Origin of the sequence: Lebetimonas natsushimae, assembly GCF_002335445.1 — a bacterium.
Lineage (GTDB): Bacteria > Campylobacterota > Campylobacteria > Campylobacterales > Nautiliaceae > Lebetimonas > Lebetimonas natsushimae.
In genome coordinates this window covers 207,416-224,567 of record NZ_BDME01000001.1, presented here as the reverse complement: position 1 = coordinate 224,567, position 17,152 = coordinate 207,416, and the positions used below count along the sequence as shown (strand labels likewise).

The following is a 17,152-nucleotide window of genomic DNA, read 5'->3' as shown; positions in this document are numbered from 1 at the left end:
TAATTATAATTCCAAAAAAAAGGATAAAGTTGCTGATATCTGTACTTATTATTTTTATTGCTGGATATATTTTTAAAACATTCAAAAACGATTATTCAAAACCTTTAATTGATATTGTCATTTTTATCTCTTTTCCGGCTTTAATTATTTACAAAATATATTATTTAAATTCCTCAAATGAAATTTTTAAAATATTTTTTCTTTCATTTATGTCTATATTAATCGGAACGACATTCGGATTTATAATTTCAAAATTATTAAAGTTTGACAGAAAAACCACTGCCGCTGCACTTTTAACATCAAGCCTCGGAAACACATCATTTTTGGGTTTTCCAATGGTTGTAAGTCTGTTCGGAGAAAAAAATTTGATATGGGCAATATTTTTTGACCAGATGATGTTTTTTGGTTTAATAGTATTTGGAAGCATATTTGTGGCGTATGGGAGTGAAAAAAGTATAAATATAAAAAACATGATAAAAGATATATTTAAATTTCCCCCTTTTTTAGCCCTTTTATTTGCAATTTTTTTGAGAAATTTCCATTTGAACCTGGAATTTTTAAAACCTATAGGAGATTCCCTAATATTTCTGGTAACACTCGCCATAGGAATGAGATTCAGTTTTTTGGATGTAAAAAAAAATATAAAACTGGCTTCAGTTGTACTTTTTATTAAAATGTTTTTAGTACCACTTGGTATTTATTTTATTATTTATCTATTTTTTGATATCAAGAACCCTGCATTTCAGGTGACGTTTACAGAAAGTGCAATGCCGCCCATGGTAATGGCATCCGTACTGGCAATGGAGGCGAAACTAAGGGAAGATTTGGCAATTTCTGCAGTTGGTCTTGGTATTTTATTTGCTTTTATTATTTTACCTCTTTATAAATATTTATTATTTTGATATAATAACACCTCAAAAATAAATGAAAGGTGGTGAGAGCAGTGCCAGGAATCGTAGTACATCCGGGAGAAGATTTCGAATCTGCTTACAGAAAGTTCAAAAGACAGGTTGACAGAAACCTAATTGTAGTTGAAGTTAGAAAAAGAAGATTTTACGAACCTCCGAGTGAAAGACGCAAAAAAGAAAAAATTGCGACTCGTAAAAAAATCCTTAGAAAACTTTGGATGCTTAGACGTTACGAAAGCAGATTATAATCTGCTTTCTTTCTTTATAAATTCCTTATATAACTAAAAAATTTTAACTATTAATGACCATTATTCATCATATTATTCATCATAGAACTTCCATTATTTATTAAATTATCCATCATTGATCCACTCTGTCCGTTATGGTTTCCGTTGTTTGTACCGTCTTGTCCGTTGTGATTGCCGTTGTTTGAATTATATGTGTTTATTATGGTTGGAGATTCTAAATTACCGGCTGAATTATTTATAGGAATATTTGTTGTATCTGTAGTTTCCGAATTATTAATTTTATTATTAATTTCAATTTTTTGCTTTTCCACTACAAAATGACTGGTGTTAACATGTGTATCGATATCATTATTGATATTTTTATTTTTAACAGGAGTTTCTATTATATAATCTCCCCATGTTACTTTATTTTGTCTGTTTATATTTATCTGTTTAAAAAAACTTTTTATTTCCTTTTTATTCAATGATAATTTTTTAACCAATTTATTTAAATAACTCTGAGGAATTTTCACCGGAGAAGTTATTTTATTGGTAAAAACTTTTACCATTTCTCCCGGTTTTACTAAAACTTCCTGCCCATTTTTTGATACACTAATCAACCCCTGAGTACATCCTATAATATCTTTTTTATCAGATATTTCACCAAAAACAGTCGTTCCTCTGATTCCGATTGAAGCATTTTTAGTTTTCAATTTAAATCTTTTAGGGGCGATTTTGGCTATTTTACCGTCTACACTTACAAAAGCACCTTTTAAAAAACTGAATTTTGCCCTTGGTTTTTTACCATATACATAATCTTCAACTTTAAAAACCGAATTTTTACCTAATGTAATTATGGTTTTATCTTTAAAAATAATCTTTGCTTTAGAATTATTATATGTATAAATAGTATCCTTTTTTTCAATAGGCATATTGACATAAGCTTTTAGTGTTTTATGATTTCTTACAACCTTTACCCCGCCTTTAATTTCTTTGATATTCCCTATATTTGCGTATAAAAAAATTGCCACTAAAATTAATAAAAATCTCATCCCTTCTCCTTAAAAATTGCAGATTATTTTTGTATATATTTCATTTTTCATAACATTATAACAGAATTTATTAATTATCGAATAATATTTGGTAATTCCAATTGAATAATTAATATATTTATTGATTTTGCCGTTAACTGAAAAATCCAAATAATGGAAATTATTAATATAATCATTATATTTTGAATAATTAAAATAATAATTTATATACAGATAAAATTTAGAAAAATTTAATACATTCTTTATATCAATTTTAAAATTATGATTATCTAAATCTCTCTTATTGTAATTGCTGTAATATGACATTAAAGAAACCTTAGTAAAAAAATTTTTTTTAGAAAATCCTATTCTTATACCTCCTCCCAAATTTTTATAATTCAAATTATTGTTATTATAATATTCCCCTATTGTAAAAGGTCCTATCTCATAATTTTTAAATCTTTTATAAAAATAAAGTTCACTTGTATAAAAATTTGAATCTCCCATTTCTCTTTCAAATCCCAATTTTAATTTAGTATTTATATAAGAATAATAATATAAATATGTATATAGATTAAATAATTTATAATTCTGATTACTGTATTTAAAATACCTCTTGTTTTGAAGTGTAAAATAAGAAAAAATTTTTAAATTATCATTCGAATACGTTCCGCCGCCTCTAAATTCTTCAATATGCGCAAAATCTTCTTTTTTATCCATATCCCAATTTACATTCGTATCATAAATTATTTCTTCGGAAAGAGACACGAAAGGGATTATATTTTTTTTACCCTGCATGAGTAAAAGAAAACCCTTAAGTTCTTTTTTAATATTTATTGGTACAGATTTGTTTTTTAAAAGTTCATTTATAAATTTTTTTGATTTTTTATATTTACCTTCCTTATAATATATTTTTGCCAGATAAGCTTTAGCTACAGATGAATTTGTCTCTTGAAGATATTCCATAAAAATATCTTCAGCTTTTTGGTATTCACCATTTTTATAAAAATCAATTCCGTTAAAAGCATATAAATTTAACATAATTAAAAATATGAGAAAATAAAAAATTTTCACCCTTTCCCCTTTTATGTTAAAATTATATGAATATTATATCATACTCTCAAAAAGAAGGTAAATGAAAAAATTATATTTTTTTATTATCAGTATAATGATATCTGTACTTATTGTTTTTCTATACTTACTAAACCCTATTATTTTAGATAGCCTCAATAAAAAAATAACAGATACTTTTTTTTATTTAAAAGGGAATGAACCTACTTCAAATCTTGTCACAATAGTGGATATAGACGAAAAATCTTTATCAAAATTCGGCCAATGGCCATGGGAGAGAAAAATAATTGCTAAAATTGTTAAAAATCTTACAAAAGCAAGCGTAGGTATTATAGGTTATGATATTTTCTTTCCCGAACATGACAGAAATAAAAAAAATGACTATATTTTTGCAAAATCCCTGCAGAACTCCCCCTCTATTTTAGGATTAATGTTTTATTTTGATAAAAACATTACTAAAAACACTCTTCCTAATATTCCTGCTATTTTTATACAAAGAAATTTTGAAAAAGAATTCCTACCTGAAGCCCAGGGATATTTAGCAAACATCCCTGGACTTCAGAAAAGTGTATACAGCAGTGGATTTGTAAACATGGTCCCAGATAATGACGGAATAGTAAGATATGTGCCTCTTATAATAAAATATAATGATAATTTTTATCCCTCACTAGCTTTTGAAATGTATAGACTCTCTCAAGGTATTTCTAAAATCACAATCAATTATACCCCTGTAGGAATTGACAATATCCACTTAGACAACAACCAAACGATAAAGACAGACAGATTCGGAAGAGTTTTTATAAATTACAGGGGGAAAAGAGGGAAATTTAATTATATTTCGGCATTGGATGTTTATAACAATACTTTTAACAAAAATTTAGTTAAAAATAAATTCGTAATCATAGGAACCACCTCGGCTGGTCTGTTTGATTTAAGGGCAACTCCGTATGAAAGTGTATTTCCGGGAGTTGAAATTCAGGCGACATTACTTGATAACTTATTAAAAAACGATATTTTATCCAAACCTGAAAATAAAGAAATAATAAATATTGCTATAATTTTAATAGTTACTATTTTAAGTGCTTTCATTATTTACAGATTTTCGGCTATAAAAGCAATTACCGCAATAATAATATTAATTGCCCTAATATATTATGGGGAATATTATCTGTTTAGAAAACATTTGATTGTTTTAAATACATTTTATCCTCTGTTTTCTATAGTTATAACTTCGTTTGTCTTAACAACAATAAATTATTTTTTCGAATATAAAAATTCACTGCTTATTAAAAATGCTTTTGCAAAAAAAGTATCCCCTAATGTAATGGAAGAACTTTTACAAAACCCAACAGATATCTTAGCCCCAAAAGAAAAAGAAATAACCATATATTTTAGTGACATAAGAAGTTTCACAACAATTTCTGAAACCTTGAAAGATCCTAAAAAAGTTATTGAAATGTTAAATGAATATTTCACTCCCATGGCAAATTTAATAATAAAACACGAAGGTACTATTGATAAATTTATAGGCGATGCCATAATGGCATACTGGAATGCTCCAAAAAATGTTTTAAACCATGAAGATAAAGCTGTAAGCTGTGCAATAAAACAGATTAAATTTCTCAAAAAAATAAATAAAAAAATTTATGAAACATTTAAAGTAAACATTGATATAGGAATAGGTATTAATACTGGAATTGCAACAATAGGTGAAATGGGTTCAAAAGGTAGGGCTGATTATACAATTATAGGAGACAGTGTTAATTTAGCAAGCAGACTTGAAGGATTAAATAAATTTTATCATTCACATATAATCATTTCTGAATTTACAAAAAAAAAGCTAAAGAAAGATTATACAATAAGAGAACTAGATACAGTTTATGTAAAAGGGAAAAACGAACCTATTACAATTTATGAAGTAATAGATTTTGGTAAAAAAGATTTTAATGAATATAACAAAGCTTTATATTTATATAAAAATGCCAAATTTAAAGAAGCAAAAAAAATTTTTGAAAAATTATATAAACACAACAAAGATTATATTTATATGCTTTATATTAAAAGATGTGAAGAATATATAAAAAATCCTCCAAAAACATTTAACGGAATATATAAATTTACAACAAAATAAAGGATTGAAATGCAAATAGAGGTATTAGGGAGTTACGGAAACAAAGATAAAGAAAAATATTCCACATGTTTTAAAATTGATGATTCCATAATAATAGATGCCGGTAATATAATCAATGAAGTAAAAAATTTAGAGAAAATAAAACATATTTTTTTAACTCATCCGCATTTTGACCATATCGTAGACATTCCCTTTTTAATTGATCTAATTTATTCTAAAATAAGAAATCCTATAAATATATACGGAAACAAAGAAACAATTGAAAGTTTAAAAAATTTTATTTTTAATGATAAAACATGGCCGGAATTTCAAAACATAAATTTAATAAATTCATATAAAAAAACTATAAAATTTGTAGAAATTGAAGCAAATAAACCAATTATCGTCCATAATAATGAAATACTTCCTTTTACCGTAGACCATACTGTAACAACTTTCGGATATTTAATAAACCAAAAATATTTAATCAGCGGTGACACTGCATTATGCGAAAATCTCATTAAAACCATAAATAATTTTAAACCTCAACATCTTATATTGGAATGTTCTTTTCCAAATAGAATGAAAAATCTTGCAGAAATATCAAAACATATGACTCCTCAAGATATATTCAAATTAATCAATAAATTAAATTATAAGCCAAAAATATATATCTATCACATTAAACCATTATTTAAAAATGAAATAGAAAAAGAACTTAAAAATTTAAATGTAACAATCCTTGATGACAATATGATAATTAATGAAGATAGAATAATAAAAAGAAAAAACATTAAAGAAATTCTTTTTGAAATGATAAAAGATTTATATTCAGAAAACAATCCTATTAATATTCTGGAAAAAATAATAACATATGCAAGAAAAATAACAAATGCCGACGGAGGCACAATATATCTTAAAACCGAAGATGACCAATATTTAAAATTTAAAATCATACAAAATGATACATTAAACATAAAAGAAAAAGAAAATACAATCTGGCCTAAAATTCCTTTATATGTAAATGGAAAAGAAAACAAAAAAATGGTTGCCTCTCTTTGCGCATTAACAGGCAGAATAATCCATATTGAAGATGTATATAATGACAGAGAATTCGATTTCGAAGGTACAAAAAAGTTTGATAAAAAAAATAATTACCTGTCAAAATCGATGCTTGTAATACCGCTTAGGGGGCATAATAAAGATATAATAGGAGTATTGCAGTTAATAAATAAAAAATATGATGATAAAATCATAGCTTTTGACCAAAACGATGAAAAAATAGTCGAACTTCTTGCATCTATCGCAGCTATTTCTTTAACAAAAGATAAATTAATTAAAGATTTTGAAAAACTATTTACTTCATTTATTAAAACTATTGGTATTGCAATTGATAAAAAATCAAAATATACCAGCAAACATGTACAAAGAGTGGCAAAACTTTCAATAATGATTGCAAATGCAATTGAAAAAGAAAAAATTAAAACATATCCAAAAGATGAATTAAAAATGATAGAAATAGCAGGATGGCTTCATGATATAGGTAAAATTGCCATACCCGAACAGATAATGGATAAAGCTGCCAAACTTGAAAAAACCATAGACAGGATCGAAATAATAAAATATAAATTTGAATTATTAAAAAAGGAATACTATATTCAACTTTTAGAAAAAAAATTATCAAAGAAAGAATATGAAAAATTAATAAAAAAAGCTGACAATGATTTTGAATTTTTAAAAGAAATCAATAAAGGATGTGAATGGATGGACGATGAAAAATTAAACAGATTAAAAGAAATTGCTAAAATAAAAATAGATAATGAAAATTTATTGAATAAAGACGAATTAAAAAATTTGTCCATAAGAAAAGGCACATTAACAGATGAAGAAAGAAAAATAATTCAAAGCCACGCTGAAATAGGTTTGAATATGTTACAAAATCTTCATTTTCCGAAAAAATATAAAAAATTACCTGACATTGCAGCCAATCATCATGAAAAATTAAATGGAAAAGGTTATCCAAGGGGACTTAGTGCAAAAGATTTATCATTAGAAGAAAGGATATTGGCAATAGCAGATATTTTTGAAGCACTTAGTGCAGCTGACAGACCATACAAAGAATCAAACAAACTTTCAGAAATTTTTAAAATACTTTACAATATGGCAAAAAATAATGAAATCGATAAAGAAATAATAAAAATTATTATTAAAAACAAAATTTATCTGGATTTTGCTAAAAAAGAATTAAAGCCTGAACAAATTGATGAAATCCCTAAAGAAATATTAAAATATTTTTTAAATTAACATTTCTTAAAATTTATTCTCGGAATTATCTTAATATCTCTAAAATCAACAAATTCACCGTTTTTATAAAATTCAATTGCAGCTCTTGCTATCATCGCGGCATTATCCGAAGTGTATTTCATATCCGGATAAAATAGATTGAAATTAAATTTTTTTGATAATTTTTCAAACTCATTTCTTAAAACCTTATTTGCACTTGCCCCTCCGACTATTGCAAAATTCTTAGGCTTATATTTTTTAATCGCCCTTTTGGACATAAAAACAAGATGCTCAATGGCTTTTGCCTGAAAAGAGGCGGCAATATCCTTTTTTTTATACTGATTTGACTCAATAGCCAATCTGACTGCATTTTTAAGTCCGGAATAACTAAATTCAATTTTACTTGAATTTCTAAGAGGCAAAGGTAAATTTACACACCTTTCACCGCTCACAGCCAATTTTTCTATCTCAGGCCCTCCCGGATAATTTAGCCCCAACATTTTGGCACATTTGTCAAAACTCTCTCCAAAACTGTCATCCAAAGTTGAGCCTATTTCGCAAATATTATTAATTCCGTTAAACTGAAGTATCTTTGTATGTCCTCCGCTGACTAAAAGTACCATCATAGGTTTTATTTCTTCTTTTTCAACAAAAAGCGAATAAATATGCCCTATAAGATGATTTACGGGAATTACAGGCAAATTCAAGGCAATTGAAAGCCCTTTTGCCATCATTACACCCTCCTGCAGCGTTACACTGAGTCCGGGGGCATTCGTTACCGCTACCGCCTTTAAATTTTTAAAATAAACTTTAGCCTCTTCTAAAATTTTGGGAAGAGCCTCGGCATGGAGACGGCTTGCAAGTTCGGGAACAACTCCCCCGTAAACAGAATGGGCGAGTTCTTGGGAGATTTTTTTATGAAACATAAGTTTTTTGCTTTCAATTTCAACTACTGCAATAGAAGAATCGTCACAACTGCTCTCAATCGCCAAAATCATTATTTTCCTTTAAATTTATATTAAATATTAAAAAACTTAAAGTTTTTTTAAAAAAAATGATGTATAATTGTATTATATCTAATCAAGGAGGCAAAAATGAAAGTTTTATTAATAGAAGATGATGAAAAAATTGCAAAAAACATAAAAGAATATCTGAAAAAAGAAGGTTTCAGGGTAGATTTGGCAAAAGACGGTGAAGAAGGGTTTTATTTGGCCCAAAACAATAATTATGACGTTTTAGTGGTAGACTGGATGCTGCCTAAAATGAGCGGAATTGATGTAATTAAAAAACTAAGGGAAAAAGATATTTTTACACCGGCGCTTATTCTTACTGCAAAAAGCGATATTGAAGATAAAGTGGAAGGGCTTAATGTAGCGGATGACTATCTGACAAAACCGTTTGATTTCGAAGAATTGGTTGCCAGAATTAAAGCACTTTTTAGAAGAAGCAAAAATATAAAAGAAAATGTGTTAAAAGTAGGAGATTTGGAACTAAATCCTGACACAAAAGAAGTAAGACGCGCGGGTAAAAACATAGAACTAACCGCAAAACAATTTGAACTGCTTAAATATTTAATGATAAACAAAGGTAAAATTGTTTCAGAAGATATGATTGCACAAAATTTATGGGAAATGGACGAAGAAATTAATTCAAATGTAATTAATGTTTATATTTCACATCTAAGAAAAAAAATAGATAAAGATTTTGACAAAAAATTAATTAAAACATTCAGGGGAATGGGTTTTAAAATAAGTGATGAATAACCTAAGAAATGATCTGTTTATAAAATTTGCGGCAGTTGTTTTTATAATTATAGCCCTTTTTGAAGGGGCTTTGATCTTCGCCCTTACAAAATCATTCAATATGCATCTAAAAGACAGACTTGTAATAATTGCAACTGAAATAGCAAACTCTAAAAAAAATATAAGTAATTTAATAGCCCTTCAGCATAAATATAAAATTTATCCGCTCTTTGTAAAAGTAACAACCCTCTCAAATCCAATTAAAGATTTAAAAAAATTTGAAGGTTTTGAAGTAAAAACAATAAAAACTTCTAGCGGAAAAGAAAAAGTATTAATATATAATTACGTAAAAAACAATAAAATAATAAGCGTTAAAACAATTATTTCCGGTAACAGTGATAAAATAGAAATAGTCAAAACCATATCTCTTGCAATATCGTTTTTTATATATTTAATTGTTTTACTCGTAGGATATAAATTTATAGATGCCATTGCAAAAAATATTGAAAATACTATAAAAAGGTTGAAATTTTTCAATTCCAATGTTTCCCACGAATTAAAAACACCGCTGACAATTATGAAGAGTGAAATTTCTCTGGCTTTAAAAAATGGAAAATGTGATGAGACCCTATTGAAATCTTTGCTAAACGAATTAAATTATATAAACGACATTACCGAAAAGTTGCTGTTTTTAACTAAAAAAGACTTCACAAAAAAAGATTTTAAAGAAATAGATTTAGAAAATATAATACTTGACTTATTTGAAAAATATTCAAAAAGAATATCCATCAATCTAAATATAAATGATGACGAATATGTTATATATGGAGATAAAACCCTTCTTAAAATGGCTATTTCGAACTTAATAGAAAATTCTATAAAATACGGGGCAAAACATATAGATATAACACTTAAAAAAACAAAAAACAAAATAAAACTTATTATTAAAGACGACGGTATAGGAATACCGAAAGAAAAACTGCCTTTTATTTTTGACGAATTCTATAGAGTTGATGAAAGCAGAAATAAAAAAGTTAAAGGTTTTGGACTGGGTCTTGCTATTGTAAAATCAATTCTAAACCTTCATAAAGCAAAAATAAATATAGAATCCGAAATAAATAAAGGTGTAAAAATTACAATCGAATTTAATTTGGTATAATACTGTAATTAAATTCCAGGCTATAGATGAAATATAATTAAAAAATTTAATTTATATTCCATCTGCAGCCTCAAAAGGAGAGGCCATGTATATCTACACTGAAAAACTCCTTAGAATGGATGATATTGTTATTAGTGAAGATGTTCAGATTATATTTTCCACTATTGATAATGAAAATATTATTGAATGGCTATTGCAAAATGAATTTCCAAACAGCTTTATTGAAGACATACAAAATGAAGACCAGTCAATCACTTATGAAGAAACTGAAAAATTTAAGGTGATTATTTTAAAATATATAAAATTTGATGAAGAAGAAAATTTATTATACGATGATTCAAATGTAGTAATAATCCGTACCAAAAATAAACTTTTTATTTTGGCCGAAGAAAAAGAGATTGTAACAGAACTTGCTAAAAAATTTGAAAAAAAATATAAAAAAAACAATTCCTTTGATTATTTAACATATATCATAATAGATATATTAATAGATAATACCATTTTGGTAGTTGACGTAATTGACGAAGCTTTAGAAGATTTGGAAGATTCTATTTTTCATGAAGAAGTGGAGGAGGATGAACTTCAAAAAGATATTTATTATGCTAGAAGAACTTTAAACAGAATTACAAAGGTATCAATTCATGAAAGGGATATAATAAATAAAATTTACAACAAATTAGATGAAGTCAGTAAACATAATTTAAAATATGAATTTATAGATTTAAATGAACATCTAAAGTATTTGATAAATGAATCCAAAACATTGCTTGACAGAACAGGTTATTTACTTAACCTGCATATGGGTATTCTTTCTACCAGGATGAACAAAGCCATGCAGCGCCTTGCGGCAATCTCATTAATTTTTCTTCCATTAACATTTATTGTTGGAAATTACGGAATGAATTTTAAATATATGCCGGAATTGAACTGGAAATATGGATATTTTGCAGTATGGGTTCTTAATATTTCAATAGCAGTATTTATTTATGTATGGCTTAAAAGAAAAAAATGGATTTAACTATTTTCTATTTTTACATAATCCAATTCATCAAAAAACCTGCAACCTCTTTTTGTAGTCTTTTTAACCTTGTATAAAGCCAAATCAGCCTCTTTAAATTTTTCTTCTACAGATTTTATAGAAATACTTCCCCCGCAGCTCACAGATAAATTCTTTTCCAACTTTGTATCAAACTGTTTTTGCAGTTTTTCAATTTTTTCATTTATTTTTTCAATGATTCTTTTTATTTTTTCTTTAGACTTATTTGTTAAAACAATAAATTCATCCCCTCCCCATCTACAAATTATATCTCCATCAAAAAATTCTTTTAATAATTCGGAAAATTTAACCAATATTTCATCCCCTTTTTCATGTCCGAACGCATCATTAATATATTTAAAATTATCTAAATCCAGCAATAATAAAATTTTATTTTTATCATAAAATTCATTTAAACCTTTTCTTGTATACAAACCGGTTAATTTATCATACAAAGTTTCTTTTTCTATTTTTACGCCCAAATTTTTTAATTTAAATAAAAAGTAAGTACTAACCACAAGATAAACAAACATTATCAAAGACATAATAAAAATCAGTTTCAAATAACGGTGAAACAAAATAGTTGAAGTTTCTTTTGTAAATTTTTTTGGAAAATTTTCTAATTTTTTATAATTTATTCCTACTCCAAAAAATAAATTTAAAGGTTTAAACATATCAAAAATATAAAAATGATCACTATCCATTTTTCCTTTGACATTAGGAACAATTATATCTGGAAACGATTTAAGCGTTAAAAATAGAGGATGAAAATATGTTTTAGGTGGATGGGCAAATTGTTTTTGTGCAACAATATAAACTTTAATATATGGTAAAAAAGTAACACTATAAAAATAATCATTATTTTTAACTTCACAGTATCCATAATTTTTTAAAGGATTACACTTTAATTTTCTTTTTTTTCCATTATCAAAAAAAACATTACTTGCTATTACCGTTTTTTTTTCATTCAGTATTTCAATATTAAAATCAAATTTATATTTTGAAAAATAATTGTTTATGTATATATAAAAATTTTTTTTATCTACAAGCAAAATTATTTCTAATAATTTTTTTAATGACTTTATTTCTTTTTTTATCTCTTTTATTTGTACATATTTATAACTTTTTTTTAAAATATCATACTCATTACTTAAAACTTTTTTAATTAAGTTTATTTGTTCATATTTTGAAGCAATTAACTGTTTTTCTAAATAAATTGAACTAATATTGGCAATGTATTCTCTATCTTTTTTTAAAAAAATAAAAATTAAAGCCAAATATAAAATCAATACAATTACAGATAAAATATAAAAATAATATAACCACTTTTTAATCATTTACAATTACTTTTACATAATTTTTTATAAACCATTCAGGCAATATAAAATGTATTTCTTTTGCCCTTTTTGCATTTATAAAAAAATAACTATCCTTTGCAATTTCTATAATGTGAGTTCTGGAATGTTTTATGATTAATTTTCCAAGTTGCATTCCCATTTTATAAAAATCCACCCCCCCAAAGCCTAAAAATCCTAATTTTACAAAAAACATATTTATACTGATATCCGGCTTTTTAATATTTTGTAAATATATATCTTTAAATTTTACAAAAGAAATTTTTTTATCACCTTTTTTTAAACTCATTGCAAAAGGTATAAACAAAGTATATTTCAAATTATCATTTATCTTTTTTGTTTTTTCTTTTAATTCATTTAAAGTATTAACTTTTATATAATCAACTTTTTTTTCAAAAACAGAATTTTTTAATTCCATTTGAGTCTGCAATTTTAAAATCTTCCCTACTCCTTCAGAATAAAAAAAAGCTATCTTGCTTATAGGTTCAATTTTATTAAAAATTTCCAAATTTTTTTTAATATATAATTTTTCATAAATTCCTGCAATGTTTTTAGGCAAATTAAAGTTTTTTTCATATAAATCATAAGGATAATTCATACCGCTAAAATAAACCCATTTGTTTTTTTTACTGGCAGGGATACCGACTAATTTAAAAGCGGCATCATCAAATGTAACAATGTATTTATATTTACTGATATTTTTCAATATATTTTGGGCTTTTTTTAACAATTCTTTTTTAGGTGTTTGTCTTGCATTTAAAAATACCAATTCAAAATCATTAGGTTGATATCCATTTTGATACATAACAGATAAAAATCCCTGAAGCTGTGGGATACCGCACTGATCATTTGTAGAATAAGAATTTACAACCAAAATTTTTGCAAATACAAAAACAGACAAAATCAAAAAAAATATAAACTTTTTCATTTTTACTCTTTTTTATAAAAATTATAACAAATTTTTAATAAAATTAATATAAAATTAATATAATTACTAAACAAATAGATATTTAAAATTATCACTTTTTGATTTAAGAAAAGAAAAAATTAAAAAAAGAAGCTTAAACTCCTGCTTCTTCTCTTCTTTGTAGATATTCCCAGTATTCGTCAATCTGTTTTTGAATTTCTTCAATTACCCACTTATTTTCTGGTTTAAATAGATGAGCAAATCTTCCCTGTCTTCCCAAATATTCTTCAACAGGAATTTTTTGTTTTGGTCTGTAAGTGATTGTAAGTTTATGACCATCTTCTATTTCATAAAGAGGAAACATACATGTTTCAACTGCCAAGTCAGCTATTTCAGTAGTATCTTCAGGTTTAAACTTCCATTCTGTTGTACAAGGACTTAGGGCATTAATAAAAGTTGGGCCCACTGTACTAATAGCTTTTGCAGCTTTTGTAGCCAAATCTTTCCAATGTTTTGTTCCAGGAACTGCAGTCGCAACATAAGGGCACCCGTGTGCCGCCATAATCATAGTTAAATCTTTTTTTCTATTCTTTTCACCGTAACTCACTCTACCTCTTGGAGATGTAGTTGTATGGGCTCCAACAGGAGTAGACGAACTTCTCTGACCTCCTGTATTCATATATCCTTCATTATCCAAACAAACATATAAAAAGTCATGACCTCTCTCAGTTGCACCACTTAATGATTGAAAACCGATATCATAAGTTCCACCATCTCCACCAAATGCTACAAATTTAACATTTTTATCTGGATTATAAGATCTGTTTTTTCTGCTAAGAGCTTTATACATAGCCTCAGCACCGCTAATTCCAGCAGCTGCATTTTCAAATCCGATATGAAGCCAAGACACATCCCAAGATGTATATGGATAAATTGCACTACATACTTCAAGGCATCCTGTAGCAGTAGAAATTACCAAATCATCATCAGTAGCATTTACTACTTCCCTTACTATCATACCATGCGCACATCCAGGACATAATCTATGCCCACCTTGAAATCTATCAGGAGTACAGGCAAATTCTTTTAAATTCGTAATTTTTTTCATAAAAACTCCTTAATTAAATGAAAGTTTTGGACCTCTAAGGTTAATGAAACCTTGTAAGTCTGTAACTCTTTTTCCAGCTTTTGCGTTTTTATCTGTTTCTTTAATCACTTCTAAAATATGCTCTACTGTAGTATCTCTTCCGCCAAGTCCGAAAATATAATTAGTCATTATTGCACTTTGTCCGTTTGCACTAAGTGCACCTGATACTTCATTATATAATGCACCCATTGCACCCATTGGACAACTTCTATCAAGTGCTGCAATAGCTTTTACATTTCTTAGTTTTTCTGCTATTTCATTGTAAGGGAACGGTCTAAAACTTCTTGGCATTACAAGTCCCGCTTTAATACCTTCTTCTCTTGCCCTCTCAACCGCTACCATTGCAGTCTCATAAGCACTTCCCATTACAACAATTGCAACATCAGCATCTTCAATTTTGTAGCTTTCAACTCTGTTATATTTTCTGCCGCTTACTTTTTCAAATTCTGCAAACACTTCATCAATTACTTTACTTGATTCCATTAAAGCTTTATGTTGGCTTGCTTTAAACTCAAAGTGCCATTCTTCTTCTGTCTGAGCACCGTATGTTTGAGGATTTTTTGTATCTAACATCGGATTCATTGGTTTATAATCACCTATAAATTTATATGCGACTTCATCTTGAAGCGGTTCTACAACCTGAGCCGTATGTGATACCAAAAATCCGTCTTGGTTAGTAGTTACAGGAAGTCTTACTCTTTCATCCTCTGCAATTTTAAATGCACATAATGTCATATCATAAGCTTCTTGAGGATTGTTTGCAATTAAATGAATCCATCCGGCATCACGTCCTAGATATAAATCTCCATGGTCACCGTGAATATTAAGAGGAGATGCAAGAGCTCTGTTTACCACTGTCATAACAATTGGAAGTCTCATACCGCTTGCCTGGTATAAAACTTCTACCATTAATGCGTAACCCTGACTTGATGTTGCTGTTGCAACCCTGCCACCGGCCGCAGCTGCACCGACACATGCACTCATTGCGGAATGCTCACTTTCTACCATTACAAATTCACCGTCTACATATCCGTCTGCTAGAAACTGAGCATAATTTTGAACAATCGGAGTTGATGGTGTAATAGGATATGCCGCAACTACATCAACTTGAGCTTGTCTAAGGGCATGACTTGCAGCCGTATTTCCATCCCAAACTTCTTTAGATTTTAATTCATATCTCTCTGCCATATCTATTCCTTTTATTTTTTATCATCTTTTGTTGGCCATTGTTTTAATGCTTCTTCATTATCCATAAATTCCGGAAACATTAAAAGTGATTTAATAGGTGTAGGACAAACATCTACACAAACACCACACCCTTTACATAAATTATAGTTAATTCCAACAATTTTAGCCTGTTTTTTCCCTCTTTTATTTTCCACTTCTTCCACTATAAAACAACTGTCTGGACAGCTTACCCAGCAAAAATCACAGTCAATACAAAGATCTCTGTTAAATACAGGTTTTTCAACCCTCCAGTCTGCAACTTTATAATTGAAAGAGTTAAATTTACTCCTTACTTTGTGTTCCGGGTCTTCAAAACTAGGAAGAACTGCTCCAGGTTGAATTTTATCCCAAGTTGTCATCATATCTTTTGGTGTAGCCATAATTTCTCCTTATTTTACTTCTTCATAAGCTCTTTTGATAGCTCTTATGTTACCATCAATTATTTTTTGAGGGAATTTTGAAAGAATGTCTTTAATTGATACTAAAAAATCTTCAAACGGAATAAGTTGACTTATTTTCATAAATGCCCCAAGCATTGGAGTATTTGGAATAGCTCTTCCAATTTCTTCTTGTGAAATTTTAATAGCATCCACTACATAAAGTTTTTTCCCTTGAAGATGTTTTGCAATATTTAATAAATCATCTTTATTCATATGGGAAGTAACTATAAAAATTGTATCGTCTTTTGTATTATCAACTATTTCTTCCTGAAATACAAGTGATGGGTCAATTACCAAAACATAATCAGGTGTCATCCATTTTGAATGGTCTAGAATTGGTTTATCATCAATTTTGTCATAAGCGCTCATAGGTGCCCCTCTTTTTTCCGCACCGTAGACAGAATAAGCCTGAACATATTTTCCGGTTCTTGCCATAACATCAGCTAAAGCCTTAGCGCCCGTTACCGCACCTTGTCCTGCACGAGAGTGCCATCTTATTTGTAGCATAT

At 27.7% G+C, this 17,152-nt stretch carries 16 protein-coding genes; 7 read left to right on the top strand and 9 right to left on the bottom strand.

The annotated features are described in order from the left end of the window. Positions 1-29: 29 nt before the first annotated feature. Together LNAT_RS01290 and rpsU are read left to right on the top strand one after the other, a co-directional pair. Positions 30-902 (top strand): AEC family transporter, encoded by an 873-nt coding sequence (locus LNAT_RS01290; protein ID WP_096258124.1) that lies wholly within the window; start codon positions 30-32, stop codon positions 900-902. A 41-nt stretch (positions 903-943) separates the two neighbouring features. Beyond that, positions 944-1,156, top strand: a complete 213-nt coding sequence (gene rpsU, locus LNAT_RS01285) for a 30S ribosomal protein S21 (protein ID WP_096258123.1) — start codon at positions 944-946, stop codon at positions 1,154-1,156. Positions 1,157-1,206: 50 nt separating this feature from the next. Here rpsU and LNAT_RS01280 read toward each other — a convergent pair whose 3' ends face one another. Then, positions 1,207-2,187: a FecR family protein gene (locus tag LNAT_RS01280; protein ID WP_096258122.1), complete on the bottom strand. Its 981-nt coding sequence runs from the start codon at positions 2,185-2,187 to the stop codon at positions 1,207-1,209. A gap of 9 nt (positions 2,188-2,196) precedes the next feature. Beyond that, a complete protein-coding gene (locus LNAT_RS01275) occupies positions 2,197-3,240 on the bottom strand; it encodes a hypothetical protein (protein WP_096258121.1) in 1,044 nt (347 codons plus the stop codon). A gap of 61 nt (positions 3,241-3,301) precedes the next feature. Here LNAT_RS01275 and LNAT_RS01270 point away from each other — a divergent pair, with 61 nt between their 5' ends. Beyond that, entirely contained in the window at positions 3,302-5,368 is a 2,067-nt protein-coding gene (locus tag LNAT_RS01270) for a CHASE2 domain-containing protein (RefSeq protein ID WP_096258120.1), read from the top strand. A 9-nt stretch (positions 5,369-5,377) separates the two neighbouring features. Beyond that, positions 5,378-7,651: an HD domain-containing phosphohydrolase gene (locus LNAT_RS01265; protein ID WP_096258119.1), complete on the top strand. Its 2,274-nt coding sequence runs from the start codon at positions 5,378-5,380 to the stop codon at positions 7,649-7,651. Here the strand turns inward: LNAT_RS01265 and tsaD are convergent. Further along, positions 7,648-8,628, bottom strand: coding sequence for a tRNA (adenosine(37)-N6)-threonylcarbamoyltransferase complex transferase subunit TsaD (gene tsaD / locus LNAT_RS01260; protein WP_096258118.1), 981 nt, complete (start codon positions 8,626-8,628; stop codon positions 7,648-7,650). The two genes, LNAT_RS01265 and tsaD, sit on opposite strands and share 4 nt — an antisense overlap. 96 nt (positions 8,629-8,724) lie before the next feature. Between tsaD and LNAT_RS01255 the strand changes: the two genes are divergently transcribed. The 3 genes from LNAT_RS01255 to LNAT_RS01245 all read left to right on the top strand — a co-directional run bounded on the left by LNAT_RS01255 (position 8,725) and on the right by LNAT_RS01245 (position 11,549). Then, entirely contained in the window at positions 8,725-9,393 is a 669-nt protein-coding gene (locus tag LNAT_RS01255) for a response regulator transcription factor (RefSeq protein ID WP_096258117.1), read from the top strand. Beyond that, entirely contained in the window at positions 9,386-10,531 is a 1,146-nt protein-coding gene (locus tag LNAT_RS01250) for a sensor histidine kinase (protein WP_238593955.1), read from the top strand. The genes LNAT_RS01255 and LNAT_RS01250 overlap by 8 nt, the downstream gene beginning before the upstream one ends. 85 nt (positions 10,532-10,616) lie before the next feature. Then, positions 10,617-11,549: a magnesium transporter CorA family protein gene (locus LNAT_RS01245; RefSeq protein ID WP_096258116.1), complete on the top strand. Its 933-nt coding sequence runs from the start codon at positions 10,617-10,619 to the stop codon at positions 11,547-11,549. Here LNAT_RS01245 and LNAT_RS01240 read toward each other — a convergent pair. The 6 genes from LNAT_RS01240 to LNAT_RS01215 all read right to left on the bottom strand — a co-directional run bounded on the left by LNAT_RS01240 (position 11,546) and on the right by LNAT_RS01215 (position 17,150). After that, positions 11,546-12,904 (bottom strand): GGDEF domain-containing protein, encoded by a 1,359-nt coding sequence (locus LNAT_RS01240; RefSeq protein ID WP_096258115.1) that lies wholly within the window; start codon positions 12,902-12,904, stop codon positions 11,546-11,548. The two genes, LNAT_RS01245 and LNAT_RS01240, sit on opposite strands and share 4 nt — an antisense overlap. Next, positions 12,897-13,850, bottom strand: a complete 954-nt coding sequence (locus LNAT_RS01235) for an ABC transporter substrate binding protein (RefSeq protein ID WP_096258114.1) — start codon at positions 13,848-13,850, stop codon at positions 12,897-12,899. The genes LNAT_RS01240 and LNAT_RS01235 overlap by 8 nt, the downstream gene beginning before the upstream one ends. Positions 13,851-13,983: 133 nt before the next feature. Beyond that, positions 13,984-14,937, bottom strand: a complete 954-nt coding sequence (locus LNAT_RS01230) for a thiamine pyrophosphate-dependent enzyme (protein ID WP_096258113.1) — start codon at positions 14,935-14,937, stop codon at positions 13,984-13,986. A gap of 9 nt (positions 14,938-14,946) precedes the next feature. Next, positions 14,947-16,164, bottom strand: a complete 1,218-nt coding sequence (locus LNAT_RS01225) for a 2-oxoacid:ferredoxin oxidoreductase subunit alpha (protein WP_096258112.1) — start codon at positions 16,162-16,164, stop codon at positions 14,947-14,949. Positions 16,165-16,175: 11 nt separating this feature from the next. Further along, entirely contained in the window at positions 16,176-16,583 is a 408-nt protein-coding gene (locus tag LNAT_RS01220) for a 4Fe-4S dicluster domain-containing protein (RefSeq protein WP_096258111.1), read from the bottom strand. 9 nt (positions 16,584-16,592) lie between these two features. Then, positions 16,593-17,150 (bottom strand): pyruvate flavodoxin oxidoreductase subunit gamma, encoded by a 558-nt coding sequence (locus LNAT_RS01215; RefSeq protein WP_096258110.1) that lies wholly within the window; start codon positions 17,148-17,150, stop codon positions 16,593-16,595. Between the last annotated feature and the right edge of the window lie 2 nt (positions 17,151-17,152).

Bases quoted from the DNA above. Each gene is read 5' to 3' on its own strand.
- LNAT_RS01280 (WP_096258122.1), bottom strand. From the start codon at position 2,187: ATGAGATTTTTATTAATTTTAGTGGCAATTTTTTTATACGCAAATATA.
- LNAT_RS01270 (WP_096258120.1), top strand. From the start codon at position 3,302: ATGAAAAAATTATATTTTTTTATTATCAGTATAATGATATCTGTACTT.
- LNAT_RS01250 (WP_238593955.1), top strand. From the start codon at position 9,386: ATGAATAACCTAAGAAATGATCTGTTTATAAAATTTGCGGCAGTTGTT.
- LNAT_RS01245 (WP_096258116.1), top strand. From the start codon at position 10,617: ATGTATATCTACACTGAAAAACTCCTTAGAATGGATGATATTGTTATT.
- LNAT_RS01235 (WP_096258114.1), bottom strand. From the start codon at position 13,850: ATGAAAAAGTTTATATTTTTTTTGATTTTGTCTGTTTTTGTATTTGCA.
- LNAT_RS01255 (WP_096258117.1), top strand. From the start codon at position 8,725: ATGAAAGTTTTATTAATAGAAGATGATGAAAAAATTGCAAAAAACATA.
- tsaD (WP_096258118.1), bottom strand. From the start codon at position 8,628: ATGATTTTGGCGATTGAGAGCAGTTGTGACGATTCTTCTATTGCAGTA.
- LNAT_RS01215 (WP_096258110.1), bottom strand. From the start codon at position 17,150: ATGCTACAAATAAGATGGCACTCTCGTGCAGGACAAGGTGCGGTAACG.
- LNAT_RS01265 (WP_096258119.1), top strand. From the start codon at position 5,378: ATGCAAATAGAGGTATTAGGGAGTTACGGAAACAAAGATAAAGAAAAA.
- LNAT_RS01225 (WP_096258112.1), bottom strand. From the start codon at position 16,164: ATGGCAGAGAGATATGAATTAAAATCTAAAGAAGTTTGGGATGGAAAT.
- LNAT_RS01230 (WP_096258113.1), bottom strand. From the start codon at position 14,937: ATGAAAAAAATTACGAATTTAAAAGAATTTGCCTGTACTCCTGATAGA.
- LNAT_RS01220 (WP_096258111.1), bottom strand. From the start codon at position 16,583: ATGGCTACACCAAAAGATATGATGACAACTTGGGATAAAATTCAACCT.
- LNAT_RS01240 (WP_096258115.1), bottom strand. From the start codon at position 12,904: ATGATTAAAAAGTGGTTATATTATTTTTATATTTTATCTGTAATTGTA.